Annotated in this window: 22 protein-coding genes; 9 read left to right on the top strand and 13 right to left on the bottom strand. The window is 63.9% G+C overall.

Annotated elements, in window-relative coordinates; genetic code table 11:
- The first annotated feature begins 24 nt into the window (after window positions 1–24).
- Together H4V96_RS10515 and H4V96_RS10510 are read left to right on the top strand one after the other, a co-directional pair.
- Window positions 25–1,329, top strand: coding sequence for a putative O-glycosylation ligase, exosortase A system-associated (locus H4V96_RS10515; protein WP_196855778.1), 1,305 nt, complete (start codon window positions 25–27; stop codon window positions 1,327–1,329).
- Entirely contained in the window at window positions 1,326–2,261 is a 936-nt protein-coding gene (locus H4V96_RS10510; RefSeq protein ID WP_196855779.1) for a polysaccharide deacetylase family protein, read from the top strand. Before H4V96_RS10515 ends, H4V96_RS10510 begins: the two co-directional genes overlap by 4 nt.
- Here the strand turns inward: H4V96_RS10510 and H4V96_RS10505 are convergent.
- The 3 genes from H4V96_RS10505 to H4V96_RS10495 all read right to left on the bottom strand — a co-directional run bounded on the left by H4V96_RS10505 (window position 2,170) and on the right by H4V96_RS10495 (window position 7,069).
- The gene (locus tag H4V96_RS10505; protein ID WP_196855780.1) at window positions 2,170–4,146 is read right to left on the bottom strand and encodes an asparagine synthase-related protein; all 1,977 of its coding nucleotides are present in this window, start codon (window positions 4,144–4,146) and stop codon (window positions 2,170–2,172) included. The genes H4V96_RS10510 and H4V96_RS10505 overlap by 92 nt on opposite strands.
- A complete protein-coding gene (locus tag H4V96_RS10500) occupies window positions 4,143–5,366 on the bottom strand; it encodes a pyridoxal-dependent decarboxylase, exosortase A system-associated (protein WP_196855829.1) in 1,224 nt (407 codons plus the stop codon). Before H4V96_RS10500 ends, H4V96_RS10505 begins: the two co-directional genes overlap by 4 nt.
- Window positions 5,367–5,467: 101 nt before the next feature.
- The gene (locus H4V96_RS10495; RefSeq protein WP_010398106.1) at window positions 5,468–7,069 is read right to left on the bottom strand and encodes an acyl-CoA ligase (AMP-forming), exosortase A system-associated; all 1,602 of its coding nucleotides are present in this window, start codon (window positions 7,067–7,069) and stop codon (window positions 5,468–5,470) included.
- Window positions 7,070–7,255: 186 nt separating this feature from the next.
- Here H4V96_RS10495 and H4V96_RS10490 point away from each other — a divergent pair, with 186 nt between their 5' ends.
- Genes H4V96_RS10490 through H4V96_RS10465 form a run of 6 tightly spaced genes read left to right on the top strand, consistent with a single transcriptional unit; the run spans window position 7,256 to window position 12,128 of the window.
- Window positions 7,256–8,026, top strand: a complete 771-nt coding sequence (locus H4V96_RS10490; RefSeq protein ID WP_280720917.1) for a hypothetical protein — start codon at window positions 7,256–7,258, stop codon at window positions 8,024–8,026.
- Window positions 8,005–8,250, top strand: coding sequence for a phosphopantetheine-binding protein (locus H4V96_RS10485; protein WP_010398099.1), 246 nt, complete (start codon window positions 8,005–8,007; stop codon window positions 8,248–8,250). The genes H4V96_RS10490 and H4V96_RS10485 overlap by 22 nt, the downstream gene beginning before the upstream one ends.
- Window positions 8,247–9,122, top strand: coding sequence for a hydrolase 2, exosortase A system-associated (locus tag H4V96_RS10480; RefSeq protein ID WP_196855782.1), 876 nt, complete (start codon window positions 8,247–8,249; stop codon window positions 9,120–9,122). Before H4V96_RS10485 ends, H4V96_RS10480 begins: the two co-directional genes overlap by 4 nt.
- Complete coding sequence (locus H4V96_RS10475) at window positions 9,119–10,006, top strand: hydrolase 1, exosortase A system-associated (RefSeq protein ID WP_280720916.1); 888 nt, start codon at window positions 9,119–9,121, stop codon at window positions 10,004–10,006. The genes H4V96_RS10480 and H4V96_RS10475 overlap by 4 nt, the downstream gene beginning before the upstream one ends.
- Window positions 10,000–11,367 (top strand): glycosyltransferase, encoded by a 1,368-nt coding sequence (locus H4V96_RS10470; RefSeq protein ID WP_280720915.1) that lies wholly within the window; start codon window positions 10,000–10,002, stop codon window positions 11,365–11,367. The genes H4V96_RS10475 and H4V96_RS10470 overlap by 7 nt, the downstream gene beginning before the upstream one ends.
- Window positions 11,364–12,128: an ABC transporter permease gene (locus H4V96_RS10465; RefSeq protein ID WP_196855785.1), complete on the top strand. Its 765-nt coding sequence runs from the start codon at window positions 11,364–11,366 to the stop codon at window positions 12,126–12,128. The genes H4V96_RS10470 and H4V96_RS10465 overlap by 4 nt, the downstream gene beginning before the upstream one ends.
- Before the next feature lie 33 nt (window positions 12,129–12,161).
- Here the strand turns inward: H4V96_RS10465 and purT are convergent, their stop codons facing one another.
- The 3 genes from purT to H4V96_RS10450 form a co-directional block, all read right to left on the bottom strand.
- A complete protein-coding gene (purT, locus tag H4V96_RS10460) occupies window positions 12,162–13,391 on the bottom strand; it encodes a formate-dependent phosphoribosylglycinamide formyltransferase (protein WP_196855786.1) in 1,230 nt (409 codons plus the stop codon).
- A gap of 91 nt (window positions 13,392–13,482) precedes the next feature.
- Window positions 13,483–14,019 carry a CPBP family glutamic-type intramembrane protease gene (locus H4V96_RS10455; RefSeq protein ID WP_196855787.1) on the bottom strand — a complete coding sequence of 179 codons (537 nt, stop codon included), beginning with the start codon at window positions 14,017–14,019 and terminating at the stop codon, window positions 13,483–13,485.
- An 88-nt stretch (window positions 14,020–14,107) separates the two neighbouring features.
- The gene (locus H4V96_RS10450; protein ID WP_196855788.1) at window positions 14,108–15,688 is read right to left on the bottom strand and encodes a methyl-accepting chemotaxis protein; all 1,581 of its coding nucleotides are present in this window, start codon (window positions 15,686–15,688) and stop codon (window positions 14,108–14,110) included.
- A 348-nt stretch (window positions 15,689–16,036) separates the two neighbouring features.
- Between H4V96_RS10450 and lpxO the strand changes: the two genes are divergently transcribed.
- Window positions 16,037–16,936, top strand: a complete 900-nt coding sequence (gene lpxO, locus H4V96_RS10445; protein ID WP_010398083.1) for a lipid A hydroxylase LpxO — start codon at window positions 16,037–16,039, stop codon at window positions 16,934–16,936.
- Window positions 16,937–17,090: 154 nt separating this feature from the next.
- Here the strand turns inward: lpxO and H4V96_RS10440 are convergent, their stop codons facing one another.
- The 7 genes from H4V96_RS10440 to H4V96_RS10410 form a co-directional block, all read right to left on the bottom strand.
- Complete coding sequence (locus tag H4V96_RS10440; RefSeq protein WP_196855789.1) at window positions 17,091–19,139, bottom strand: M13 family metallopeptidase; 2,049 nt, start codon at window positions 19,137–19,139, stop codon at window positions 17,091–17,093.
- A 218-nt stretch (window positions 19,140–19,357) separates the two neighbouring features.
- On the bottom strand, window positions 19,358–19,927 hold the full coding sequence (locus H4V96_RS10435) for a DUF1439 domain-containing protein (RefSeq protein WP_196855790.1): 570 nt from the start codon (window positions 19,925–19,927) through the stop codon (window positions 19,358–19,360).
- Between the two features lie 221 nt (window positions 19,928–20,148).
- Window positions 20,149–21,078 carry a hypothetical protein gene (locus H4V96_RS10430; RefSeq protein ID WP_196855791.1) on the bottom strand — a complete coding sequence of 310 codons (930 nt, stop codon included), beginning with the start codon at window positions 21,076–21,078 and terminating at the stop codon, window positions 20,149–20,151.
- Between the two features lie 25 nt (window positions 21,079–21,103).
- The gene (locus tag H4V96_RS10425) at window positions 21,104–21,556 is read right to left on the bottom strand and encodes a hemerythrin domain-containing protein (RefSeq protein ID WP_196855792.1); all 453 of its coding nucleotides are present in this window, start codon (window positions 21,554–21,556) and stop codon (window positions 21,104–21,106) included.
- Window positions 21,557–21,661: 105 nt separating this feature from the next.
- Window positions 21,662–23,017 (bottom strand): PEP-CTERM-box response regulator transcription factor, encoded by a 1,356-nt coding sequence (prsR, locus tag H4V96_RS10420; RefSeq protein WP_196855793.1) that lies wholly within the window; start codon window positions 23,015–23,017, stop codon window positions 21,662–21,664.
- A gap of 12 nt (window positions 23,018–23,029) precedes the next feature.
- Window positions 23,030–25,081: an XrtA/PEP-CTERM system histidine kinase PrsK gene (gene prsK / locus H4V96_RS10415; protein WP_196855794.1), complete on the bottom strand. Its 2,052-nt coding sequence runs from the start codon at window positions 25,079–25,081 to the stop codon at window positions 23,030–23,032.
- Window positions 25,078–26,466: a TIGR03013 family XrtA/PEP-CTERM system glycosyltransferase gene (locus H4V96_RS10410; RefSeq protein WP_196855795.1), complete on the bottom strand. Its 1,389-nt coding sequence runs from the start codon at window positions 26,464–26,466 to the stop codon at window positions 25,078–25,080. The genes prsK and H4V96_RS10410 overlap by 4 nt, the downstream gene beginning before the upstream one ends.
- Window positions 26,467–26,579 lie beyond the last annotated feature (113 nt).

Genomic DNA, 26,579 nt, shown 5'->3' with positions numbered 1-26,579 from the left:
GCAAAACCAGGAGCATCCCCGTTCATGCGCGACATCGTGATCACCATCATCATCCTCGGGTCGCTGCCCTTCATCCTGAAGTCACCGGCCATCGGCGGCCTGATGTGGGTATGGGTCAGCGTGATGAATCCGCACACGCAAGCGTGGGGCTTTGCCAACCACTTGCCGTTTGCCTTCATCATCGCCATCGCCACCATGCTCAGCCTGCTGATAACGCGCGAGCCGAAAAGCCTGCCGCTCACGCCCGTCAGCGTGCTGCTGCTGCTGTTCGTCGCGTGGATGAATGTCACGGCGCTGTTCGCCCTGCTGCCGCAAGCGTCGTGGGTGCAGTGGAACAAGGTGATGAAGATCATGCTGATGAGCTTTGTGATCATGATGGTGATACGCACGCGGCGCGACATTGTGCGTCTCGTATGGGTGCTGGTGGCTTCGCTCGGCTTTTACGGGGTGAAAGGCGGCCTCTTCACTATCCGCAGCGGCGGTACGGAACGCGTCTGGGGCCCGGAAGAGACGTTTATTGGCGATAACAACGCGCTGGCCCTGGCCCTGGTCATCACCATCCCCCTCATGTATTACCTGCAGCAAAACACTGATAAACGCTGGCTGCGCCACGGCCTGTCGGCGGCCATGCTGCTGTCGGCACTGGCTGCGCTGGGCTCGTATTCACGCGGCGCCCTGCTGGCCATTGCCGCCATGAGCCTGTTCATGTGGGTCAAGAGCGAGCGCAAGTTGGTGCTGGGCGCGCTGCTCGGTGCGGTCGCGCCGCTGCTGCTGGCCTTCATGCCCGAGCGCTGGGCCGAACGCATGGACACCATCAACACGTATCAGGATGACGTGTCCGCCATGGGCCGCCTGAATGCCTGGCGCATGGCCTGGAACCTGGCGCGCGACCGCTTTCTCGGCGGCGGCTTCGATGTCTCCGACGCCGCCATCTTCGCCCGCTACGCGCCGAACCCCATGGATGTGCACGCTGCGCACAGCATCTACTTCCAGGCGATGGGCGAACACGGCTTCGTCGGCTTGTTGATTTACCTGGCGCTGGGCATTGCCACCTGGCGTACTGCCGCCGCCATTATCGGGCGCACACGGGGCCAGCCGGCACTGCGCTGGGCGCACGGCCTGGCCACCATGAGCCAGGCCAGCCTGATCGGCTTTGGCGTGGGCGGCGCCTTTCTCAGCCTGCTGTATTTCGACATGCCGTACTACCTGATGGCAGCCCTGATCGCCACGCGCATCATCGTCGAGCAGCCAGCGACAGCGACTACGCCCGGCACAAGCCAGGGCAAGGCCAAGGCCAAGGCCCGGGCCTCCATCGCGGAGCAGCCATGACGTCCAGCCTGTCCATTTTGATCTACCACCGCGTGCTGGCACGGCCAGATCCCCTGTTTCCCGGTGCAGTCGATGCGCGCCTGTTCGAGCGCCAGATGCGCCTGTTGCAGCGTTTCTATACGCCGCTGCCGCTGGCCGTGGCCGTGCAGCGCTTGCAAGATGGCAGCCTGCCGCCGCGCGCTGCCTGCATCACCTTCGACGACGGCTATGCAGACAATGCGCAAGTCGCCCTGCCGCTGCTGCAGCGTCTGGGCTTGCACGCCACTTTTTTTATCGCCACCGGCTACCTGGACGGTGGACAGATGTGGAATGACACGGTGATCGAGGCGGTGCGCCATGTGACCATGCCCGTGCTCGACTTGCGAGAGATCGGCCTGGACTGCCTGCCCGTCGCCAGCCTGGCGCAGCGGCAAGCGGCCATCGCCACATTGCTGGGCCAGCTGAAATATCTGCCGTTTGGCCGGCGCCAGCAGTTGGCCATGCAGATACGCCGCCAGGCAGGCACCGGCTCCGCTCCGCCCGCCATGCTCAGCACGGCGCAGTTGCGCCAGTTACACGCGGCCGGCATGGGCCTGGGCGCGCACACAGCGAGTCACCCGATTTTGTCTACCCTGCCCGAGCGTGCCGCGCGGCTGGACATCGCCAACGGCAAGCGCCAGCTGGAACGTTTGATCCAGGCGCCCGTCACCCTGTTTGCGTATCCGAACGGCAAGGCCGGACGTGATTATGGCGCGAAGCACGTGGCAATGCTTGACAGCCTGGGTTTCCAGGCGGCCGTGGCTACGGACTGGGGCGTGGCGCGTCCCGGCGCGGGGCTGGACCTGCTGCAACTGCCGCGCTTTACGCCGTGGGGTCGAGGACGGCTCGCGTTTCTGTGGCGCTTGCGGCAAAACCGCCGGCAAGCGCACCGAGCGCGCCCGGATGCTGGCTGAGCCACTGTTCGAGCATCAGCAGCAGCCATACCATGGTACCGTGATAGGCCGGATGTTCGGCCAGCAAGCGCCCTTGTAAATCGTCGATGAAGGCGGGGCGCACGATGCCGCGCCCGCGCAGCTGCGTCAGGTTGTCAAACGCAAATTCGCGTAGCGGCGCATGACTGTGCAGCCACTGGCCGAAAGGCAAGCCAAAGCCGTGCTTTTTCTTGCGTACGATGGCCACCGGCAATATGTCCGCCAGCGCCCGCTTAAAGAACGGCCGCAGCTGCCTGCCATCGAGCTTGTCGCGCGGTGCCAGACGCGCGGCAAACGCTACCATCGCATCGTGCAGGAAAGGAAATGTGGCTTCCACGCCAGCCAGCTCGCAAGCCTTGCGCACCTTGAACAGGTCGTTGTCGGCCAGCGTAAAGCGCATGTCCAGCGCCAGCAGTTCATTGATCTGGCTCAAGCCCTGGCCTTGCCGCTGCCAATAGGCGCCATTCACATAGCCGGGCGCCAGGTCCGGGTCTATGCTGTCGATAAAGTCCGCTTCCAGTACCGTGCGGTGGCCATGGCGCAGCAGCAAGTTGTAGCCGTCGAGCCTGGCCGGCAGCAGCTGGCTCGCTTGCGTGATATAGCTGCGCGCCTTGTCGCCCAGCCGCCACGGCTTGCCCCTGCGTTGGCGAAATAGCAGCGGTTCGATGATGGCTAGGCGCAGCATGACGGGCAAGCGCTGGTACTGCGACAGCAAGGCTTGGTGCGCATAGCGCTCATTGCCGCCAAACAATTCGTCGCCGCCATCGCCGCCCAGCAAACGCGTGACGCCGTCCTCGCGTGCCATCTGCGCGCAATAGTAAGCGGGAATCGCCGAGGCATTGCCGAAAGGCTGGTCGAAAATGGCCGCCATGGCGGGAATCGCTGCCAGCACGTCGCTTGGCGTCACGTAGCGCTCGTGGTGGATGCTACCGGCGTGGCTGGCGGCCAGGCGCGCATAGGCCATTTCGTCATAGCCGGGGACATCAAAACCGATGGAATAGGTGCGCGCGGGCCGACCCGTCACTTGCCCCATGATGGCGGCCAGCGTGGAACTATCTGTGCCGCCGCTCAGAAACGCTCCCGTGTTGCTGCTATCGGGGCCCAGGCTGCTTTCGACGGCCAGGCGCAGCAAGCGCAGCAACTCCTGCTTGTTGGCGGCAAAGCTGGCACGCGCGCGGCGCGCACCTGGTTCCTGGAAGGCCAGCTGCCAGTAACTGCCCTTGCATTGCTTGCCGCCGCGCATCAGTAGGTATTCGCCCGGCAGCAAGCGCTGCTGGCCTAGGTAAGCGGTGGCCGGACCTGGCACCATGTGGAAATACAGATAGTGATACAGGGCTTGTGGGTCGAGCACGCCACGCACCGACGGATGGGCCAGCAAGGCGTCCATCGAGGTGGCAAAGAACAGGCCCTGCGCATTGCTTGCATAGCTGAGCGGATGCATGCCGGCGCGGTCCACGGCCAGCAAGAGCTGGCCAGAAACGGCGTCGAGGATGGCCAGCGCGAATGGCCCCGACAGGCTGGTGCAAGCGGCCACGCCCCGGCTCAGCCAGAGACAGGCCAAGCGGCTCGCCACGTCCTCGGCCGAACCGTCGAGCACGGGCCGGCCCCAGATGGCTACTTGCAAGCCATCTTGCTGGTGCACATGGCCGCTGCCATCGATGGCGGCGACGGCCACGCCGCCCACATCGCTGACGCTGATGGCCAGGGGCGCGCCATCGAAACGCGACAGCGGCGCAGCCATGTTCTGCAGCGCGGCGCTACTGGCATCGGCCACGGCGACGCCCGATGCGCCGCCCGCCGCCCCGCTCGCTATAGCGCCGCTCGCTGCAGCGCCAGCCGCCGCCAGCCAACCGCACAGGCCGCTCATACCAGCACCTCGGCCGGCAGCGGATGGCCGAGAAAGGCGGTCGGGCTGGCCGTCAAGCCATACGCGCCCGACTGGAACACCACCACCAGGTCGCCCTCCTGGGCGCGCGCCATTTCCATCTGGTCGGCCAGCAAGTCCAGCGGCGTGCACAACGGTCCCACGACGGACGCCACTTCGCGCGCTCCGCCTTGCAGGCGGTTGCCGATGGCGACCGGATAATTCTTGCGTATCAGCTGGCCAAAATTACCGGACGCGGCCAAATGATGGTGCAAGCCGCCATCGGTGACGAGAAATACCTGTCCATGCGACACTTTGCGCTCGAGCACCGTGCACACATAAATGCCTGCCTCGGCCACCAGGTAGCGGCCCAGCTCCAGATTCAGGCGCGCGCCGGGCGCCGCCCGGGCCAGGATGGCGAGTTGCCGCTGCAAGCCTTGCGCCACGGGCGCCAGTTCCAGTGCCTGGTCGCCGGGAAAATATGGCACGCCGAAGCCGCCGCCGATATTTAAGGTGCGCAAGGGCGCTGGTGCGCTGTCGGCCAGTTGCAAAGCCAGTTGCACGCTCAGAGCCTGCGCTTCGACCAGCGCCGCCGCCGACAGGTTTTGCGAACCCGCATACAGGTGCAAGCCATGAAAATCGAGTCCCAGCTGGCCGATGCGGCCCAGTAGCGCTGGCACCAGCGCCGCATCAACGCCAAACGGCTGCGCGCCCCCACCCATGCGCATGCCCGTGCGACGCAGCGCGAAATCGGGGTTCACGCGCACGGCCACCCTGGCCGTCACACCCAGCCGTTCACTGGCCAGCGCCACCCTCTCCACCTGCGCGCCCGATTCCACATTGATCAGCACGCCGGCGGCCACGGCCTGCGCCAGTTCGCCATCGCGCTTGCCCGGCCCCGCAAAACTGATGCACTGCGGCGCCATCGGCGTATCGAGCGCCGTCGCCAGTTCGCCGCCCGAGGCCACATCGATGCCATCGACCAAGCCTGCCAGACATTGCACCACGGCCGGCATGGGATTGGCCTTCATGGCGTAATGCACATGCACACCAGCAGGCAAGGCGGCGCGCAGTGCGCTCACGCGGCGCGTGATATGCGCACGTTCATACGCGTAGAATGGTGTGCTGCCGACCCTCTGCGCCAGCCGGCGCAAAGACACGCCGCCAAGCTCCAGCATATCGCCTTGCACGGCAAACTGAGCCAAGGGCGCATGCGAAGGCATATGAGAAGGCACGTGCACAGGCGCATTCGGGGGCGCAAGCAAAGAAAAATTCAAGGGAACATCGGAGAGCACACCCGTGCTGTTTGGGCGGATCGAGTCCTTCATGCGCCATCTCCTGATTGGACCGCATAGACGCGCGCCAGTTCCCTGGCCAGCAATGGACGGTCGATCTTGCCATTCGGATTGCGCGGCAGCGCGCCGTCGCGAATTTCCACCCACAGCGGCACCATATAGCTGGGCAGTCGCGCGCGGCAGGCGGCCAGCACGCTGTCGCGCAGCAATTCCATGCCCTGCGCAGGCGTGACGAGCAAGGCGATGGCCTGGCCCAGTGCGGCATGGGGCAGGCCCAGCGCGGCCGCCTCGCCTACCAGCCCGCTCGCATACACGACCTCTTCGATCTCGGCCGGACTGACCCGGTAGCCGGACGTCTTGATCATGTCATCGCTGCGACCGACAAAATACAGGTAACCTTCGGCATCGCGGCGCACGGTGTCGCCCGACCAGACGGCCAGTTCCGGCAACACCAGCCCGCTCGCCCGCGGCGCCAGGGGCTTGAAGCGCTCTGCCGTGCGCGCCGCATCGTTCCAGTAGCCGAGCGCCACCAGCGCGCCACGGTGCACCAGTTCGCCCGGCTCGTCGTCTTCGCAGACGCTGCCGTCGGGGCGCAGCACCAGCACTTCCGCGTTGGGGATCGCTTGCCCGATGGAATCGGGGCGCCGCTCCAGCTGTTCCGGCGCCAGATAGGTGGAGCGGAACGCTTCCGTCAAGCCATACATCAGGTAGAGCTGCGTGCGCGGCAGCGACTGGCGCAAGCGCTCTAGCGTGGCTCTGGGCATCACGCCGCCCGAATTGGTGATGTAGCGCAGCGTCGTGGAAAGGGGCCAGCTCAGCTGCGATAGCTGTAACCACAGCGGTGGCACGGCGGCCAGGCCCGTGATGGCTTCCTGCTCCACGGCTTCGACGATATCGCGCTGCAGCAGGTAATTCATCAGCACGGCGCAGGCGCCGCTGGCAAACGCCGTCGTCAGCTGGCTCAAGCCGTAGTCGAAACTGAGCGGCAGGACGCACAAAATCCGGTCCTGCGGCGTGTTGCGCAAATAACTGACGACGCTGAGCGCGCCGGCCAGCATGTTCCGGTGCGACAGCACCACGCCTTTCGGACGCCCGGTGCTGCCCGATGTGTACAAGATGGCGGCCATGTCCGTGTCGATCACGGCGTGGCGCAGGGGGGTGGGTGTAGATGCGCCGGCGGCGACGCCACGCCACGCCAGCAGCCGCACGCGGCCAAGGCTGGTTTGCGGCCGCGGTTCCCCCGTCAGCAGCACCGTCTGCAAGTCCGGGCAGGCGGCCAGCGCGGGACCCAGCTGCGCCAGGCGTTCGCGCGAAGTGACAAGGATGGTCACGTTGCAGTCGGCCAGGATGTACGCCACCTGTTCCGGCTTGAGCAAGGGATTGACGGGCACGAACACAGCACCGGCGGCCGCCGCGCCAAACATGGCGCTGACGTTTTCCGGGCGTTTTTCCAGGTACACGGCCACTCGCGCGCCACGCTGCAAGCCCAGGGTCAGCAAGTTGCTGGACGCCTCGCACACGGCTTGCGCCAGCGCGGCATAAGACATTTCCTCGCCCTGCCAGGACAACGCTGGCGCGTGGGGCGCGCGCTGCGCCGCGTCGAAGATCAGCTCGTGTATCAGTGTCGCCATCGTCTCGCCTCCGGGTTGCCATGATCGCCATGCCTTCCCCTATGATTCAGACAAATGGCCACAGCGGTCTTGATTTTGATCAGTTAACAGTTTCAACAACACAGCTTGAGGCGGCGCAAGACCGCCGCTCGCCGCTGCGCTCTAATGGACAGCGTTGGCTGCATAGCCGCCCCATCCTTGATCGCCATGATTAGCTTCACGCGTTTTCCACGGTTACAACGGCTTGCGGCCAGCCTTCGCCAGCTGGGCTGGTGCGACAGCAGCTGGCTAGCCCTGGCGCGCCTGCTGGCGATGGTGCCAGGCGGGCGCTGCGCGCTGCATCGCTACCAGTTCGTGGCACAAGCCGTGGCACCCGGCTCGCTGTGCCGTGGGCGCGGCCAGTCGATCACAGTCACGCCCTGCCTGACGCAGGCCGATTTGCCGTCCGGTCCCGAACGCCGACCCGGTGCGCTAAGCGAACGCTACCGCCAGGGTGCGCAATGCCTGGTGGCGCGCAGGCAGGCAGAGACCAGCAAGGCCGACATGGCTGGCTGGATCTGGCTGCTGCGCCACGGCTACCGGGAAGACGAGGTGCGCGCCCGCTATGCGCTGGCCTCCAGCCAGTCGTCCTGGGACCTGGACGTGTGGGTGCATCCCGCACAACGGGGCGGCCTGGTCTTTGCCCGCCTGTGGGAAGAAGCCAATGCCGTGCTGTATGCGCAGGGCGTGCGCTGGTCGTGCAGCCGTATTTCGCGTTTCAACCGCGCCTCGCTGGGCGCCCATGCGCGCCTGGGCATGCACGCGCTGGGCACGGCCACCTTTCTTCGCTGCGGCCGCTGGCAATGGATGGCCGCCAGTCTGCCGCCCTATCTGCACCTGTCGCGCCGCCCCGACGATCTTGTCTGCCTGGACTTCGATACCAGCAGCCTGCCGCACTACCCTTCCCTGGAGCTCACATGTCGCATCTTGAAGCAGTAAAGCACATCCTCGATCGCACGCTGGGCTTGAACGGGCGCGCGTTGGAAGCGCACACGCCGCTGCTGGGCAGCGTGCCGGAACTCGACTCGATGGCCGTGATCGGCGTGATCGCCGCGCTGGAAGAGCATTTCAGCATCAGCGTGGCCGACGACGATATTCACGCGCGCCACTTCGCCACCGTGGGCACCTTGCACGATTTTGTGTTTGCACAGCTACGAGCATGAGCAGCGCCGCCCTCGACACGCTGGCGCTGCAGCCTTTCTTCCTGCCCGCCAGCGGCGGCCAGCGCTACTGCCTGCTGCACCTGCCGCCACCGGGCCGCCGAGCGCGCGGCGCCATCGTCTACGTGCATCCGTTTGCAGAAGAACTCAATAAAAGCCGCCACGTGAGCGCCGCCCAGGCACGCGTCTTTGCAGCCGCCGGCTACTGCGTGCTGCACATCGACCTGTTTGGCTGCGGCGACAGCGACGGCGAATTCGACGAGGCGCGCTGGGACATCTGGCACAACGATTTGCACCTGGCTTGCGCCTGGCTGGCGCAGCGCGTCGACGGCCCATTGACCGTCTGGGGTTTGCGCCTGGGCGCCCTGCTTGCACTCGATTTTGCCAGCCGCGCGTCGCTGCCACTGGCGCGTTTGCTGCTATGGCAGCCCGAACTCGATGGACGGCGCAGCATCGACCGCTTCCTGCGCCTGCGCCTGGCAAGCAACATGCTGGCCGGCGGCACACGCGAAGCGCCGGGCCAAGCGCGCGCCGCACTGGAGAACGGTGCATCGGTGGAAGTGGCCGGCTACCTGCTGGCACCGGCGCTGGCGCTGGCCATTGATGGCGTCAGCGCAGCGGCGCTGCTGCCCACGGTGCCCGTCTACTGGCTCGAGTATCAGGCGCCGCAGCAGGCCTGTACGCCAATGCTGCCATCGTTGCCATCGCCGGCGCTGGCGCAGCAGTGGCGCGAACAAGGTGCAGCCGTGCACGTGGCCAGCTTCGGCGATGGCCCGTTCTGGCACAGCGGCGAGCTGCTCGCTTGTCCGCAATTGCTGGACGCGACGCGAAAACTTTGCTGCGACTGGCTCGACGCGCCATGGATGACGCTATGAAACGCGACCAGGTCGCCAGACCCACCGTGTACCAACTGGCGCTGCGCTTTCGCAGCGCCGCCAGGGATGCAGAGACTGAGACCGAGGCGCAAGCGCGCATGGTCGGCATCCTCAGCCTGCCCGCCGCACCAGGCCCACGCGGCATATTGATCGTCACGGGCGGGCCCCAATACCGGGTGGGCAGCCACCGTCAGTTCGTCTTGCTGGCCCGGGCGCTGGCCGCGCAAGGCTGGCCCGTGTTGCGCTTCGACCTGCGCGGCATGGGCGACAGCGAGGGCAGCGCGCGCGATTATCGCGCCGCCAGCCCCGATATCGGCGGCGCACTCGCGCAATTCTTCGACGCCGTGCCATCCTTGCGCGAAGTGGTGCTGTGGGGCTTGTGCGATGGCGCCACGGCCGCCGCCTGCCATGCGCCAAGTGACCCACGCATCAGCGCCCTGATCCTGCTCAATCCGTGGGTACGCAGCAGCGCCGGCCTGGCGCGCGCCACGCTGCGCCATTATTATCTGCCACGCTTGCTGCAAGGCGCGTTCTGGCGCAAGCTGGCCGGCGGTGGACTGCAGCTGGGCGCCAGCCTGGCGTCGCTGCGGCAGGTGGCTACCGCCATGCAGGGACCGGCAACACCGGAAAACGATGCGCCCGCGCCTGCCTTGCTGCGGGCGTTGGCGCAATTTCCGGGCAAGGTGCTGCTGATCCTCAGTGGCGACGACCTCGGCGCGCGCGAGTGGCAAGCCTTGCTCGATAGCGATGCTGCCTGGCGCGTCGTCACCGCGCGCGCGCAATGGACGCAGGCGCAGGTGGCTGGCGCCAACCACACCTTCGCCAGCGCCGCCTGGCGCGGCGAAGTCGAACAACTGTGCGCACGATGGCTGCAGTCATGGTAGAGATTGCGCCAAAACGGCTGCTGATGGTGGCCTACCACTTTCCGCCGCTGGCGGGCGGCAGCGGCATTTTGCGCACCCTGGGCTTTGCGCGCCATTTGCCCCGCTACGGCTGGCAGCCGCTGATACTCAGTCCCGCACCGCTCGCGTATGCGCAGCGCAGCGATAGACAGCTCAAGACACAGCTCAAGACACAGCTCAAAACACAGCTCGATACCCAGCTAGATGCGCAGCTGGCGCGGATCGGCACGCAAGCCACCGTGTGGCGCACCCTGGCGCTTGACGCGGCGCGCCACCTGGCCATCGCCGGGCGCTATCCGCGCTGCCTGGCGCTGCCCGACCGCTGGAGTTCCTGGTGGCTGAGCGCCGTGCCGGCCGGCCTGCGGATGATACGGCAATACCGCCCCGACGCCATCTGGTCGACGTACCCGATCGCCACGGCGCACCTGATCGCGATGACCCTGCAAAAACTCAGCGGCCTGCCATGGATAGCCGACCAGCGCGACCCCATGCTCGATGACAGCGACCCGCTGGCACCGTATCCGCCCGACGCGCGCCTGTACCGCATGCATGCCTGGATAGAGCAGCGCATCGCGGCACGCAGTGCGGCCATCGTCTGCACCACGCCGGGCGCCATCGAGGCACACCAGCGGCGCCTGCCACAGCTGCGACGCGAACGCTTCAGCCTGATCGAAAACGGCCACGATGATGATGATGACGAAGGCGCCACGCCACTGGAGGTGCCGCCCAGCCAGCATAGACAGCATAGCCAGCGCAGCGACCATGCACGCTTCCTGCTGCTGCACAGCGGCGTGATTTATCCATCCGAGCGCGATCCGCAAGCCCTGTTCGAGGCCTTGGCCAAGTTGCGCCACGACGGCGTGCTGCATGCGCGCAATTTTCAGCTGGTGCTGCGCGCCACGGGCCACGACGCATGGCTGGCCAGCCTGCTGGCAAAATACGCCATCCAGGACCTGGTGCGCCTGGAACCTTTGCAGCCACATGGCGCAGCGCTGCGAGAAATGCAGGCCGCCGACGGCTTGCTGCTGCTGCAGGCAGCCAACTGCAATGCGCAAATTCCCGCCAAGCTGTATGAATACCTGCGCTGCCGCCGGCCTATCCTGGCGCTGACCGACCTCGCTGGCGACAGCGCGGCCAAGCTGCGCCACTGCGGCATCGACACCATCGGCCAGCTCGCTTCCAGCGCCGACTGCGCGCGCGCGCTGCTGCGCTTCCTGGCACTGGCGCGCCAAGGCCGCGCCCCGCTGGCCAGCGCCACCGCCATCGCCCAGCAATCACGGCAAGCCCGCAGCGAGGCCCTGGCCAATTTGCTGGACCAGATCAGCCACAGGAGAGCCGCATGAAGCATCGCTTGTTTGCCTGCACCCTCGCCGCCTGCTGCGTCCATGCCGGCGCTGCCGTTTGTCCACCCTACGTCAAGCATACGCCGGGCGGCGACTACACGAGCGCGGAAGACCGCGCCGGTCTGCCCGTGGTCGAGAACTTCCATTTCTCGCGCGCCGTGGAAACGCTCACGCAAGGCATGACGGGCAGCCTGGGCGCCGATATCAGCTACACCTTGGAACACTTCCCGAACCACCACCGGGCGCTGGCCTCGATGGCCAAGCTGGGCTTGCGCCTGAAAAGCGCGCAGCCAGCGGGCGCGCGCTATACGGTCAGCTGCTTTTTCGAACGGGCAATCGGCTTCGCGCCGCACGACGTGACGGCGCGCATGGTGTACGGCAACTACCTGCTGGCCACGGGCCAGGATGCGGCGGCGCTAGAGCAGCTCGATGCGGCCGGCCGCCTGGCGCCGGAACAAGCCACCATCCAGTACAACCTGGGCTTGATGTATGTCAAAAAGAAGGAGTACGAGAAGGCCAACGCGCATGCACAAAAGGCCTATGCGCTGGGTTTTCCGCTGCCGGGACTGAAGAACAAGCTAAAAGCGGCAGGAAAATGGCGCGAAGCACGGCCCGCCATCATTGAAACGCAGAAAGCGGTGCCAGCGGCAGAGGGGGCGGAGGCGGCAAAAGCAGCAGAGACAACAAAAGCGGCAGAAGCGGCAAGGCCACCGCTCATGCCGCCAGCCGTGCCGCCGGTCGAGCAGCCTGGCGGGGAATAACGGCGAACCGCGCAGCCAGGCTGGCGTCCGGCATCAGCGCAGCACGGGTTTGACTTTCGACGCGGCCAGCACGGCGCGCGCGCGGGCCGTGTCGGTATCGTCGGCCGTGGCCAGCGCCACGCCCATGCGGCGCCGGGCGAACGATTCGGGCTTGCCGAACAGGCGCAAGTCAGCGCCCGGCACGCTCAAGGCGTCGGCCACGCCTTCGAAGGCGATGCCTTTCGCTTCCAGCTGGCCATAGATGACGGCCGAGGCGGCGGGCGAGCGCAGCGCCACATTGACGGGCAAGCCCAGGATGGCTTTCGCGTGCAGTTCGAACTCGCTCTGCACCTGGCTGGCCATGGTGACCATGCCGGTGTCGTGTGGACGGGGGCTCACTTCCGAGAACCACACCATGTCGCCCTTGACGAACAGCTCCACGCCAAACAGGCCCAGGCCGCCCAGGTTGTCCGTCACCTTGCGGGCGATCTCGCGCGAACGCTCAAGGGCCAGCGGCGCCATGCGCGCCGGCTGCCACGATTCCACGTAGTCGCCCTGCACCTGCAAGTGGCCGATCGGCTCGCAGAACTGCGTTTCAATGTGTCCCGCAGCGCCCACGGCGCGCACGGTCAGCAGCGTGATTTCATAATCGAAGTCGATGAAGCCCTCAACAATCACGCGGCCCGTATCGACCCGGCCACCGCTGGCCGCATACGCCCACGCCGTTTCCACATCGGCGGCGCTATCGAGCCTGGACTGGCCCTTGCCCGACGACGACATCACGGGTTTGACGACGCAGGGGAAGCCGATTTCCTGGCACGCCAGCTGCAACTCTTGCATGCTGCTGGCGAAGCGATATGGCGAGGTCGCCACGCCCAGCGTTTCGGCCGCCAGCGTGCGAATGCCTTCGCGGTTCATCGTCAGCACGGCCGCGCGCGCGTTCGGGATACAGGTGATCTGGCCCGCCGCTTCCAGCGCCGCCAAGGTGTCGGTGGCGATGGCTTCGATTTCCGGCACGATCAAATCGGGCTTTTCCAGGTCAATCAGGGCAGCGAGCGCCACGCCGTCGCTCATGTCGATCACGTGCGAGCGGTGCGCCACGGGGTGGCCCGGTGCGTTCGGATAGCGGTCGACGGCGATCACTTCCACGCCCAGGCGCTGCAGCGAAATGATCACTTCCTTGCCCAGTTCGCCCGAGCCCAGCAGCATGACTTTGATGGCGGTGGAAGACAGGGGCGTGCCGAAGGTGCGCGGCGCGATGGTGCTGCTATTGTTTGAGGTCATGGCAGGGTCAGGTGGCGTTGGAAAGATGGCTGGGACTATAACAAATGCCGGCCCTATTGGACAGGGCGCGGGTGCCGTGCTCGCTCAAGCTTCAAGCTTCAAGGCCATAGAATACGGCGATGAGGATGGCAATATTGGTGCAAGCGCGGGAAAATGTCGTCGTCGCGTAAGCGACAGCCACGCAGGGAGCGCGGTAGCGCAGGTAGACAAAACTGAACATGGCACCCGAGCCCAGAGCGACGATGGCATGCAGCAAGCCGCCGCTGATGTAATGCACAATGCCCCACAGCATGGCGCCGATGACGATGCTCAGATGGCGGCCGGCGCCCAGGCGCTTGAGTATTTCCAGCGGCAGCAGCTGGCCGAGGAAGGTTTCCAGGATGGGCGAATAGATGACGACCCAGAACACCAGCAAGGGCAAGGACATTTCGCGCTTGAACTTGGCCAAGTCGGTTTGCGCACCCCAGTATTCGGGCGGCATTAGCCATTTGGAGAGGAACAGGATGGCAAAGCACAGCACGCAGGTAAGTAAGCCCCAGCACAGGCCGGCAAGGGCTAGCTGCAGCACGGGCGGCGCTGCTTTGTCGTCGTCCGCGCTCGATAGATCATGGCTGCTGCGCACTTGCATGAGAAGTCCTGAAGGTGATCCAACACTCATTGTAGCGCGCAATATCGCTGTTGGCGCGCCGTTTTGGTGCGCCAACCGCCTCAGGCCGTCAAGCCGTCAGGCGCAGGGGAGCGTTGGCCGACTGGGCCAGTTTGAAGATGCCCACTTCCTGTTCCAGCTGCGCCGCCTGCTCCTGTAGTTCTTGCGCGGCAGCGGCGGCCTGCTCCACCAGGGCCGAGTTTTGCTGGGTGACGCGGTCCATGTCGACGATGGCGCGGTTGACTTGTTCGATGCCGGTGCCCTGCTCCTGCGTGGCGCGGCTGATCTCGGCCATGATGCCCGTCACCCTGCCAATGCCGGCCACTACCTCATGCATGGTGGCGCCCGCCTGCTCGACGAGCAGCGTGCCCGTGCCCACCTTGCTGACGGAATCGTCGATCAGGGTCTTGATTTCGCGCGCGGCCGCGCTTGACCTCTGTGCCAGGTTGCGCACCTCGGTGGCGACCACGGCGAAACCGCGTCCCTGCTCACCGGCGCGCGCCGCTTCCACGGCTGCATTCAGGGCCAGGATATTGGTCTGGAAGGCAATGCTGTCGATCACGCCGATGATGTCGACGATCTTGTTCGACGATGCATTGATCAGGCCCATGGTGTGCACCACTTCGACCACGGCCTTGCCGCCTTGCTCCGACACGGTTGATGCTTCGCGCGCCAGGCGGTTCGCCTCCTGCGCGTTGTCCGCATTCTGGCGCACGGTGGAAATCAGTTCTTCCATCGACGACGCCACTTCCTCCAGCGAGCCGGCTTGCTGCTCAGTGCGCTGCGACAAATCCCGGTTGCCTGAAGCGATCTCGGTCGAGGCCGTGGCGATGCTTTCCGTACCCAGGCGCACCTTGCCGACGATGGAGGCCAGGTTGTCGCGCATGGTCTTGATGGCAAACAGCAAGCTGCTGTCGTCACCGTGGCGCGTGTGCACGTCGATGGCCAGTTCGCCCAGCGCGATGCGTCCGGCGATAGCGGCTGCATACGCCGGTTCGCCGCCCAACTGGCGCAGCAAGCCGCGCGTGATGACGGTGGCGACCGCAATGCAAATGAGCACGCCGAGCGCAGCGAGCACACCGATCCAGCGCAGCGACTGGCCGTAGATGGCGCGCGCGGCCAGGTTGGCCTGCTCCGATTCGCGCTGCACGCTTTTCAGCATGGTATCGATGTCGGCGACGATCTTGCGCCGCAAGGGGCTGCACTCATCGACGAGGAAGGTACCGTACTGCTCCATCTGTCCCGCCGTGCGGAACTGGCGCGGACGCTGCAGTTCCTGCGCCATGCTTTTCAGGCCCGTGCTGACTTTCTCGAATTGGGGATCGCCGGCAAATCGCGGCGCCAGTCGGGCCAGCGCCTCCAGGTACAGCGCCTTCTGACTGTCGAGGATGGCCAGCTCTTTTTCTGCGGCAGCCTGGTCAGAAAAAATATACGCATTGCGGGCGGCCAGGCCCGTCTGGTCGAGTGCTTCGCGCGCCACGTACAGCGGGTCGAGCTTTTCCAGTTGGACTTTATCTTGCGCGTCCATGGCGCCAGAGATGGCAGCGATGCGCAGCAAAGCGAAGGTAGCGAGCACCAGCATGAGTAAAACCAGCAGCCCAAAGCCTGCGCTCAGGCGCACGCCTATCGTCAAACGATTGAATGACATCATTGTTGTTCTTGTCCTGTCTAAAGTTGTTTATTGCCGGTTTCGCTAGAGCCAGCGATCTGCTCGCCGTCGTGTTGCCTGTCCTGCATGGCGCAGAACGGCTCGCTAACTGGCGTTTTTTGGGCAGTCAGTTTTTAATTTCGGACAATGTGGGCGCGCGGGAGACGCCCCACGCCATACAAAAGCGGATTAAATTATAAGCGAAGCGCAAAATTAATGCTTTGAGGCAAGTAACGGCGCATCGATGAGGGCCGCTGTGTCATCTTTCCTTGACCGTGGCACGGCGTGGCACGGCGTGGCGCTGGCATTAACTGGTTATAATTGCCGCATTCTTAAAAAACGAGGTTGTGTATGAAGTGGGCCTTACTGGGCATTTTTGTGTTTTCCGTTTTACATATTCATTTTCGTGGCAAGGTGCGCCTGCCGTTTCGCCGCCAGATTTTCGATCACTCCTCGTTCATGGCGCCGCTGAACCTGTTCATGCATACTTTTTCCAAGGTGCCGGCGACGCCTTATCTTTCCGTGGATCAATTCCCGGAACTGGCGCCCTTGCAGCAGAACTGGCAAATCATCCGCGATGAAGCGCTGCGCATGCAGGAAATGAAAAAGATCAAGGCAGCTGAAAAAAACAATGACGTGGGTTTCAATTCCTTCTTCAAGTATGGCTGGAAGCGTTTCTACCTGAAATGGTATGACGCGAACCACCCGTCGGCACAGCAGATGTGCCCGCAAACCTATGCGCTGCTGCAATCGATTCCCTCGATCAAGGCGGCCATGTTCGCGGAACTGCCGCAAGGCGGCAAGCTCAACCCGCACCGCGACCCATTCGCTGGCTCCTTGCGCTACCACCTGGGCTTGCAGACGCCCAACGACGACCGCTGCTTCATCGACGTCGATGGCGAGCGCCACAGCTGGCGCGATGGCCAGGCCGTGATGTTTGATGAAACGTATATCCACTGGGCCCGCAACGATGCCGACAGCGACCGCGTCATCCTGTTCTGCGACATCGAACGCCCGATGCGCTACCGCTGGGCGCAAGCGCTGAACCGCTGGCTGGGTCGCACCCTGATGACGGCCGCCGCCTCGCCCAACGAACTGGGCGACCAGGTCGGCGGCGTGAGCAAGCTGTTCCAGATTTCCTGGACCATGGGCCAGTACCGCCGCCGCTTCAAGGCGTGGAACAAGACTGCGTATCAAATCACCCGCGTGGCACTCGTGGTGGGCGTGGCCGCGCTGATCTACTTTATTTAGCTGATGTAGTTGCCGCACTGTCTCACACACAAGCAAACCGCCTTCGGGCGGTTTTTTTGTATCAAGCATACATGCTAGGCTCGACCAGGGCTGAGGCTTGCAGCCCCACGCCAGGCAATAGTCCCCGGCGCGGTTGAATGACTACCCTAGCTGATTACCACATGATCACGCGCTGCTCGGGCGGCAGATACATCGGGTCGCCGGGCTTGATGCCGAACGCTTCATAGAAGCCGGGCTGGTTCTTCACCGTGCCCTTGGCGCGAAATTCGCCCGGCGAATGCGGGTCGCTCTTGATCTGCGCAATCGCCGCTTCGGGACGCAATTTTGCGCGCCATTTCTGCGCAAAGCCGATGTACAGCCGCTGTTCCCCGGTCAGGCCGTCGAGCACGGGCGATGCCTTGCCACCGAGCGAACGCTGGTAAGCCTTGTAGGTGATCGACAGGCCGGAATTGTCGCCGATGTTTTCACCCAGCGTCAGTTCGCCATTGATGTGGTAGCCAGGTACGGGACTGTAGGCACCATATTGCTTGACGAGACCGGCGGCCAGCGCTTTGAAGGCCGCGCGGTCCTCAGCCGTCCACCAGTTGCGCAAACGTCCCTTGGCATCATATTGGCTGCCCGAATCGTCGAAGGCATGGCTGATTTCATGGCCGAAGGTAATGCCCAGCAAGCCGTAATTGACGGCATCTTCGGCTTTCACATTAAAAAATGGCGGTTGCAGGATCGCGGCCGGGATGGTGATGGCGTTCAGCGACGGGCTGTAGCTGGCGTTCACCGTTTGCGGCGTCATCGACCATTCATCGCGGTCCACCGACTTGCCCAATTTCTCCAGGTTTTGCTGGCGGCTCCACACGCGCGAAGCGCGCACGTTGGCGATCAGGTCGTTCGGCTGCGTCTGCATGCTGCTGTAGTCGCGCCACGTGTCCGGATAGGCGATCTTCGGCTTCAAGGCTGCCAGCTTGAGCTGGGCTTCCTTCTTGGTTTCCGGACCCATCCAGTCAAGCTGCTCGATGCCATCCTTGAATGAAGCGACGAAATTGTCGAACATGGCCATCACGCGGGGCCGGGTTTCAGGCGGCAAATACATTGCCACATAACGCTTGCCGACGGCATCGCTGATGGCGTTGTCCGTAAAGCGCAGCGCCAGTTGCCACTGCGGTTCGCTTTGCGGCACGCCGCGCAGCACCGTGGCGTCGAAGGAAAAGCGTTCCTTGACACTAGCGCTGTCCAGATAGGACGCATAGCTTTCGATGATGCGCCAGTTCAGATAGCTCTTCCACGATGCCAGCGGCACGGCGGCCACGGTGTCGGAAAAGCCGGTCATGAAACTCGGTTGACGCACCACGGCCGAGGACGCTTTGGGCGCCAGGCCGGCGGCGGTAAAGTAAGCGTTCCAGTCGAAGGCCGGCGCCAAGGCGGCGAATTTATCGAAATCGACGCGGTTGTACGATTTGACGGGGTCGCGCATTTGCACGCGCGTCCACTGCACGCCCGCCAGGCGCGTTTCGAGGTCGAGGATTTGCGCCGCGTGTTCGGCCGCGCCCTGGTCGCCGCTCATGGCCAGCATGCTCTCGATATGCTTGAGGTATTTGGCGCGCACGGCTTGCAGCTTGGCGTCGTCTTCCTTCAGGTAGTAATCGCGGTCAGGCAAGCCCAGGCCGGACTGGCTGATATTGACCGTGTAACGCTCGGGGTCTTGCGCATCGGGCGCCACATAGGCAGAAAACGGCGTCGCGATGCCATTGCCTTGCAAGTAAGCGAACAGCGCCGGCAAGTCTTTTTTGTCTTTCACGCTAGCAACGCGGGCCAGCTCGGCGCGCAAGGGCTTGAAGCCGGCCGCATTGCGCGCCTTGTCGTTCATGAAACTCGTGTACAGATCGGCGATCTTGTGCGCTTCGCTGCCGGGCTTGCCGGGGTTCTTGACGCTGGCATCGATCAGGCCGCGCAATTGGCCCTGGGCGATTTCGCGCAACTCAATATACGTGCCCCACACGGATTTGTCGGCCGGGATGTGCGTATTGCGGGTCCAGACGCCGTTGACGTAGCCGTAAAAGTCATCGCGGGGGCTAACTGCCGGGTCCAGCGTTTTCAGGTCGATGCCGGAGACCGGCGCGGCGGCGGTAGCACCTTGCTGGGCGTACAGTGAGGGCGAGGATAAGGCGAACAGGGCGCAGCAGGCGGCGCTGATGAGTGAGCGTTTCACGAAGATTCCTTTAATTGTTTTAACTTCATATTGGGGAACATGCTGTGTCCAGGCATGGGAGGCCGGATTATAGTCGGCCTGCCAGTGGGCAACAATAACAGTTAAACAATTCCAGTAATCCGATGGGCGCCGAGGCAAAGCTCAAGCCCGCGTCGCTGGCGGCAGGCTCGATAGTGAGCTAAATAGATACACCAGCCGCACGCCACATTTCTTCTAGCTTACTTTACCGGCTCGAACGTCACGGTCAGCCCATTGCCTGTCGTCCTGATCTGTGTGGGCACGAATTGCACGCCTGCGTAGCGCAATTCATCGGGCTTGAAGGTGTAGATCGGCGTTTCATGCATGAGCTGATCGGCCACCAGGCTGGCCACCTTGGCGAACTGGCGCTGCTGCGCTTCATCCAGGCCGTCGATGCTGACCTTGTCCACGCTCGCTTCGCTCAGGTAGACGGCATTGCGCCGGGCGTCGAGCACCAAACGGCCCGACATGGCCAGGCTGCCGCGCCAGCTCTGGCGTATAAACGGCGGCAAGACGCTCGCATCCACGCCCAGAGCGACTCTTTCACGCTCGGGCTGCAGCGACAGTTGCGGGTGGGTCAGCTTGACGTCCAGCACCGACAGCACGCGCTTGTCGATGGGAAAGCGGCGCTCCAAGCCTTGCTGCATCTTGCTCAGCGACACATTCACGTCGCGCGGGCCGATCAGGGTGGAGCACGAAGCCAGCAGCGTGCAGGCCAAAGTGGCAATGGCGGCGGTTTTCAGCAAGGGATGGATAGCAGTCACATTCATGGATAGTCTCGGTGCAAAGATGGCGCCATCTTACACATGCGCCCGCTTCAACACAAACGGCGCCAGCTTGCGGCAGGCGCCGTTTCCTTACGTTAGCTTATGCCTACTCAATGCACGAACAAGGCGACGAGTATGACGATGGGCAATGGAATGCCCAGCAGCAGCAAGAGGATGGAACGCATGGCACTCTCCTAAATTGAAATGGGGGATTTAATACATGCTCACATGGCGCGCAACACGCGCTCATGGTCGCGCTGGCGTCCGCCGAATGTTGCTGCCAGGCTGGCGACGAAAGCGCCCAGCAGCAAGGCGACGAACATCCACAGTGCCGTGTGGGCACCGGCCTTGCGGGCCGTCTCGGCCGCTTGCTGGACACCGGCCTTGGCATCGGCGGCGGCCTTGGCGGCGCGGCCGTAGACGGCGTCGACTCGCGCTTCTGCGTCCCGCTGCGTCAAGCCGGTGCGGCTGGCCACGACCTGGCCCAGGTAGACGCGGTCATCGGCGGCCAGGCTGCCCGTAGACAGGCCGCTGGCAAAGATCTTGCCGATTTCCACGCGCTGCTCGGCCAGCGTGACACCAGGGTTCTCTAGCGTAGGCGTGCCAGTCGCCACAGCGGACACGGGAGCTGCGCGCAGCAGCATGTCCGAGTAGTAATCGAGCGCATTGGCACTGCTGCCGCCCTCGCCCGCCTTCGCACCGGCCGCACCGGCACGCGCCGCTGCGGCCGGCGACACTGCCGCCGCCACGCCGCTGCCCGCATCGATGGCGCCGCTGAGTACGGCGCGCGTGCCGCCGGCCAGGACGGCCACGGTGATCAGGCTGGCCACGGCCCAGGCCAGCAAGCCGTGCGCCGTATCGCGAAAATGCACTTCATCGGTGTGAATGGAACTCCATTTCACGCGCAAACGGCCCGCCATGTAGCCGCCGATACCAGACGCGGCCAGCTGCATGAAGGCCAGCCAGGCAATGCTCGACACGCCGATGGCCGTGGCGTTGAACGACCACGGCGACACGGACGACAGGCCCAGGCCCACGCCGAGGATCAGTAAAATGAAAGATAAGGCGGCCGCTGCGGCGGCGCCAGCCAGCACGGCGCCCCAGGACACGCCAGGATTGTTCAGGTCCGAGATAGACAATTGTGTCGCTTGCATGGAATTCTCCGTTGATTGTTGATTTTTAAGCTGTTCCGGCGGCCATGCCCGTCAGCTGTTCCTTGCGCACGGCCATTTCCTGGCCCAGCGCGTCAAGATCGACGGCCGTATCGCGCACTTTGGGAAACATGTCGCCTTCCTCTTCCTTGACGTGGTGCTCGATCTGCTCGGACAGCACCTTGACCTTGGCGTCGTACAGGTCGTCGGCGGGGTCCATCGCTTCGATTTGCGCAATGAGTTCCTTGGCGCTTGCGTGCTCGACGAGGGCTTCATCCATCAGGTCGCCGTCGTGGATGGGGCGGCGCACGGCCGGGTAGAAGATGTCCTCTTCCAGTTGCGTGTGCACGGTCAATTCCTGGCAAATCTGGTCGGCCAGCTTTTTCTTAGTGGCAAATGAGCGGTCGCTCAAGCCTTCATATTGAGCAAACAAGGCTTTGACGGCCTTGTGGTCCTGCATTAATAAATTGATCGCATTCATGGCGCCTCCTTGTTGTGGATGAGACAAGGATGCGTCATGACGGCGCCAGCGTATGTGCGCCGCCATACACAATATTGGTTTTTATACACTCACTTATTTACCTGCCTACTTGATGCCGTGGTGGCCCATCAAGTCGTACAGCGTGGGCCGGCTCACACCGAGCAACTCGGCGGCGCGGGCGATATTGCCATCGGCCCGCGCCAGTGCGCGCACCATCACCCTGTATTCGGCCCCTTCGCGGGCCAGGCGCAGGTTCAGCGGTTCCTCTTGCGGTGCCGCCTGGGCGCTGGCGGGCAAGTCCAGGTCGGCGGCCGCGATTTGCGGGCCATCGCTCATGATGACGGCACGCTTGATGCAGTTTTCCACCTCGCGTACATTGCCGGGCCAGCCATGGCTTTCGATCAACTGCAGCGCCTCGGCGCTGAAATGCAGGCTGCTCCTGCCTTCGCTGGCACAAAACTTATTCTTGAAATGCTGGGCCAGCAAGGCGGCATCGCCGGCACGCTCGCGCAAGGGTGGAATGCGCAAGATAATTTCGCCGAGGCGGTAAAACAGGTCTTCGCGGAAGCGTCCCTGCTGCGCCAGCATGTTCAAATCCTGGTGCGTGGCGCAGACGATGCGCACGTCAACGGCGATCTCGGCGCGTCCGCCCACCCTTTCGATGACTCTTTCCTGCAAAAAGCGCAGCAATTTCGCCTGCAAGGCCATCGGCATGTCGCCCACCTCGTCAAGAAAAAAGGTGCCGCCGTGGGCCAACTCGATCTTGCCCAGGGTTTGCCGCGCCGCGCCCGTAAATGCTCCCCGCTCATAGCCGAACAACTCGCTTTCCAGCAGGTTGTCAGGAATCGCCGCACAATTGATGGCCACGAAGCGCTGGGCGTGGCGGCTCGACAGCGCATGCAAGCCGCGCGCAATCAGTTCCTTGCCGCTGCCCGAGTCGCCCAGCAGCATCACACTGGCCGACGAGGGCGCGACTTTTTCCACATTGCGGCACAGTTTCAGCATGCCGGGGTCGCGGCTGACGATGCCGGCCAGCGGCGAGTCCGCCTGCGTCTGCAGCATGCGGCGGTTTTCCTGCTGCATCGCGTGCAGGTAGAACGCGCGCGCGATGACCAGGCCCAGCATGTCGGCGTCGAACGGTTTCTGGTGGAAATCGTAGGCGCCCAGTGCGATGGCCTTCAACGCATGCGCGCGCTCCTGGTTACCCGACAGGATGATGACTTTCGTGTCCGGCGCCAGCGCGAGGATGTGCTGCAGGGTGGCCAGCCCTTCCGTGGCGCCGTCCGGATCGGGCGGCAAGCCCAAGTCCATCGTCACCACGGCCGGCTGATGGCGCCGCACCAGCGCCAGCGCCGCCTCGCGCTCGCCCGCCAGCAAGACTTCATAGCCGTCAAAACTCCAGTGCAACTGCTTTTGCAAGCCCGGATCGTCTTCGATGACCAGCAGTTTTTGCTTGCCCATGGCACTCCTTTGCTAGGCCGCGTGCAGCGGCAGGATGACGCGAAATGTCGTACCGATGTCGGGGGCGCTGCGCACTTCCAGGCTGCCGCCCACTTCGCGCAAGTATTCGCGGCTTTCGAATACGCCGATGCCCATGCCGGCCGTCTTGGTGCTGTCAAACGGTTTAAATAAACGTTCGCGGATGAATTGCTCGCTCATGCCTTGGCCCGTATCGTCAAGCTCGACCACGGCCGTGTGCTGCTCGCGGCGCAGCCGGACGGCCACCTTGCCATCGCTGGCCGTGGCCTCGATGGCGTTCTGGATCAGATGACCGAGCACCCGCTCCAGCCGAGCTCGGTTGGCCAGCACCGTCAGCTCGCCATCGACGATTTCCAACCGTGGTGCTGGCGCCAGGCTGGCCTTGGCGGCCACGGCCTGACGCAGCAAGCTATCGAGCTGCAGCGGCGCCGGCGCTTCCGGCGCCTCGCCGCGCGCCAGTTTTTGCAGCAAGGTCCTCATTTTCTGCACGGAATGGTCGAGCGTGCCCAGCATATCTTGCTGGAAAGCAGGATTGGCGCGGTGCTTTTCGGCATTGCTTAATAATAAGGACAGCTGGGACACCAGATTCTTCAAGTCATGCACGATGAAGGTGGACAGGCGGTTGAACGAATCGAACTGGCGCGCCACCGACAAAGTGTCAAGCGATTCGCGGTGCGCGAGGTAGCTGGCGGCCTGGCTGCCGGCAATTTTCAGCACGTCGCGAATTTCCCAGTTCAAGCCTATGCGCGTGCGCGGCCGCGCCAGCGCGACAAAGGCGAATAGCTGGCCATGCAGCATCAAGGGCACCAGCAGCCACACGTCGGGCAGCGCCAGCAGCGCTGGCGGCAAGACCAAACCGCCGTAATGACCGGGATTTTGCTGACAATCGGACACGTCGATTACCCATAATTTTGCTGCCAGGAACTGGCATAGGCTGCCGGACGCCGCTTCGCTCCACGTGCTGGGCGGCCAGTTCCAGTTGGCGGCCGCGACAAACTGCCCCTGTTCGCGCAAGATCCACAACGCGCCGGCGCGGCTTTCCACCAACTGCGCCATGGCCTGTATCGCGCGTTCGCCCAACGCCGGGCCATCTGCGGACAAGGCACGCGTAAAACGCAGCCATTCTTCGCGGTAATCGAAGATGGCCTTGTAAAAATGTTTATTGATCGTGACCTTGAGCTTGGCGCGCAGGCTACCGGAAAACAGCACGCCGGCCAGCAACAGGGCCGCGCCACCCAGGTAGGCCATCTGCATCAAGGCGCCCCAGGTGCCGCCGAAATAGCGTAAATAATAGGCGCTGGCCGCCATGGCCAGCAAATAGATCGCCGAGCCCAGCAAGGCGGCCGAGCGATACATCATCTGGCGCGAGACGGACAGGCCCAGCGCCCAGCCCGGATTGCGCGCCGCCGAGACGGCCAACAAGGGCGCGCACAGGGCGTCGACGATGCCGCGCGCGGCCCAGATGTCGTCGTTGATGGCGCGAAACAGCAAGGCGTCGCTGTACAGGTAAAAGTCGTAGGCAAACAGGCCGCCCACGCCCAGGCAGGCGAACTTGATGCCCCAGCGATTCAAGGGCGGCGTATTGCGATACCACTGTTCCACCAGCAGCATGCCCAGCACGGCCAGCAGCAAACGGCAGGCACTGGCGATAATGCGCGCTGGCAAAGGCAGCGCCAGCCAGGCTGAGGCCATGGAGCACAACCAGGGCGCCAGCGCCGTCACGGTGATGCCCATCAGCACCAGGCGCAAGCGGGGCCGCGACGGTTCGATCAGCAGCAGCAAAAACACCAGCCAGGCCAGGGTACGCAACAGTTCCAGCGCATCGCCGGCCAGCGCGATGCGCTGTCCCAGCAGCACCAGCACCACCGTGCCCGTGGCCCAGCCGCCCGTCGCCAGGCAAGCCGCCAGCAAGGCGCGCGCATTTTGTCGCGCGCGCCAGTTGCTGATCAATAGCAATGCCAGCACGAAGAAGGCCAGCGACGCCAGGCCATGGCTGAGCGCCGCAGCATCAGTTGCCGCCAGCCAGTCCGACTGCGCCCGCATCATCGGCTACCCTTGCCAAACAGCACCACCTGCACCGTGTCGAGCAGGATCAGCAAATCGAGAAACAGGCTATTATTTTTCACATAATACAAATCGTATTGCAGCTTCTTTACGGCATCGTCGACGGAGGCGCCATACTGATAGCGCACCTGCGCCAGTCCCGTAATGCCTGGCTTGATACTGTGACGAATGTTGTAGTACGGCACCTGCTGCTTCAATTGTTCGACAAAGTAAGCGCGCTCGGGACGTGGCCCGACAAAACTCATCTCGCCGCGAAACACATTGAGCATCTGCGGCAGCTCATCGATGCGCAGCTTGCGGATCAGATTACCCACGCGCGTGACGCGCGCATCGTTGGCCAGCGCCCAGATGGGCTTGCCGTCACGCTCGGCATCGCAGCGCATGCTGCGAAATTTCAGCACCTTGAAGGGCAAGCCGTCGCGCCCTACCCGCTCCTGCTGATAAAACACCGGGCCACCGTCTTCCAGGCGAATGCAGATCGCCGTCAGCAGCATCACCGGCAGCGCCGCCAGGCAGATGACGCTGCTGGCCGCGAGGTCGAACAGCCGCTTCGAGGCGGCGCGAAGAAAACTCTGGTCGAAGCCGCCGCCATAGATCAGATAGCTCGGTTGCAATGAATCGATGCGAATCTGGCACGCTTCGCGCTCGAAAAACGTGGCCGCGTCGATCACCTTGACGCCGCCCAGCGCGCATTCCAGCAGTTGCTTGGCAGGAAACGCGCCATTGCGCCGGTCGCTGACAGACACGACGATCTCATGCGCGGCATGGCGCTGGGCCATGGCCAGCAGCGAGGGTTCAGCCGGCAACAAGGCCGAGGCCGGCACGCAGCATTGCTCGCCCGCCACATCGATGCAGCCGACCACTGTAAATTGGTGGAAACCGATCTTGCTGGTGGCCAAGTCCATGCATTCGCGCGCCAGCGCACCGCCACCCACCAGTATCAGCCGGCCTTGCATCAGCGCCGATTGCGAGGATTTGAACACCACCAGGCGCGCCAGCAACACGCCGATGGCACCGAGGCCGAAGATCAGCACGCTGCCGCGTCCGAAATGCAAGGACGGGACGAAACGGATCAAGACGCTGAGCACGGCAAAACCCAGCGCAAACGATGGCAAGATGCGCAGCAAGGTGTTGCGGATATCTTCGCGCGAGCGGTGCTGGTACATGCCCAGCGCGCTCATGCACAGCACGATGACCAGCGCAAAGATCGTCGATGACAGGTAGACCTCGCCCACCGGCAGTGGCCGCCTGCCGTCCGCCAGCCACAGCAGCGAGGTCAGGGTGGCCGACAGCAACAGGATCAGGATTTCCAGCAACAGCAAAATGAACGCTGTTTTCGACACATAATGGCTGAAGATGCGGATCATGGCTGCTCCTGCGGCAAAAGCAGCAGGCCGCGCACGGGGCCACTTGCTGCTGTCTTACCATAATGGCCAACTGTTGCGCGAAGACATTGATGCGCCACAAGCTACAGCCCCCG

Source organism: Janthinobacterium sp. CG_23.4 (assembly GCF_029892305.1).
In the GTDB taxonomy this organism is placed as follows: domain Bacteria; phylum Pseudomonadota; class Gammaproteobacteria; order Burkholderiales; family Burkholderiaceae_D; genus Janthinobacterium; species Janthinobacterium lividum_D.
Note: the sequence above shows the minus strand (reverse complement) of the source record. Positions and strands in the feature narration are given on the sequence as shown.

Coding starts and splice junctions, on each gene's coding strand:
- H4V96_RS10515 (WP_196855778.1), top strand. CDS start 25: ATGCGCGACATCGTGATCACCATCATCATCCTCGGGTCGCTGCCCTTC.
- H4V96_RS10510 (WP_196855779.1), top strand. CDS start 1,326: ATGACGTCCAGCCTGTCCATTTTGATCTACCACCGCGTGCTGGCACGG.
- H4V96_RS10505 (WP_196855780.1), bottom strand. CDS start 4,146: ATGAGCGGCCTGTGCGGTTGGCTGGCGGCGGCTGGCGCTGCAGCGAGC.
- H4V96_RS10500 (WP_196855829.1), bottom strand. CDS start 5,366: ATGCCTTCGCATGCGCCCTTGGCTCAGTTTGCCGTGCAAGGCGATATG.
- H4V96_RS10495 (WP_010398106.1), bottom strand. CDS start 7,069: ATGGCGACACTGATACACGAGCTGATCTTCGACGCGGCGCAGCGCGCG.
- H4V96_RS10490 (WP_280720917.1), top strand. CDS start 7,256: ATGATTAGCTTCACGCGTTTTCCACGGTTACAACGGCTTGCGGCCAGC.
- H4V96_RS10485 (WP_010398099.1), top strand. CDS start 8,005: ATGTCGCATCTTGAAGCAGTAAAGCACATCCTCGATCGCACGCTGGGC.
- H4V96_RS10480 (WP_196855782.1), top strand. CDS start 8,247: ATGAGCAGCGCCGCCCTCGACACGCTGGCGCTGCAGCCTTTCTTCCTG.
- H4V96_RS10475 (WP_280720916.1), top strand. CDS start 9,119: ATGAAACGCGACCAGGTCGCCAGACCCACCGTGTACCAACTGGCGCTG.
- H4V96_RS10470 (WP_280720915.1), top strand. CDS start 10,000: ATGGTAGAGATTGCGCCAAAACGGCTGCTGATGGTGGCCTACCACTTT.
- H4V96_RS10465 (WP_196855785.1), top strand. CDS start 11,364: ATGAAGCATCGCTTGTTTGCCTGCACCCTCGCCGCCTGCTGCGTCCAT.
- purT (WP_196855786.1), bottom strand. CDS start 13,391: ATGACCTCAAACAATAGCAGCACCATCGCGCCGCGCACCTTCGGCACG.
- H4V96_RS10455 (WP_196855787.1), bottom strand. CDS start 14,019: ATGCAAGTGCGCAGCAGCCATGATCTATCGAGCGCGGACGACGACAAA.
- H4V96_RS10450 (WP_196855788.1), bottom strand. CDS start 15,688: ATGATGTCATTCAATCGTTTGACGATAGGCGTGCGCCTGAGCGCAGGC.
- lpxO (WP_010398083.1), top strand. CDS start 16,037: ATGAAGTGGGCCTTACTGGGCATTTTTGTGTTTTCCGTTTTACATATT.
- H4V96_RS10435 (WP_196855790.1), bottom strand. CDS start 19,927: ATGAATGTGACTGCTATCCATCCCTTGCTGAAAACCGCCGCCATTGCC.
- H4V96_RS10430 (WP_196855791.1), bottom strand. CDS start 21,078: ATGCAAGCGACACAATTGTCTATCTCGGACCTGAACAATCCTGGCGTG.
- H4V96_RS10425 (WP_196855792.1), bottom strand. CDS start 21,556: ATGAATGCGATCAATTTATTAATGCAGGACCACAAGGCCGTCAAAGCC.
- prsR (WP_196855793.1), bottom strand. CDS start 23,017: ATGGGCAAGCAAAAACTGCTGGTCATCGAAGACGATCCGGGCTTGCAA.
- prsK (WP_196855794.1), bottom strand. CDS start 25,081: ATGATGCGGGCGCAGTCGGACTGGCTGGCGGCAACTGATGCTGCGGCG.
- H4V96_RS10410 (WP_196855795.1), bottom strand. CDS start 26,466: ATGATCCGCATCTTCAGCCATTATGTGTCGAAAACAGCGTTCATTTTG.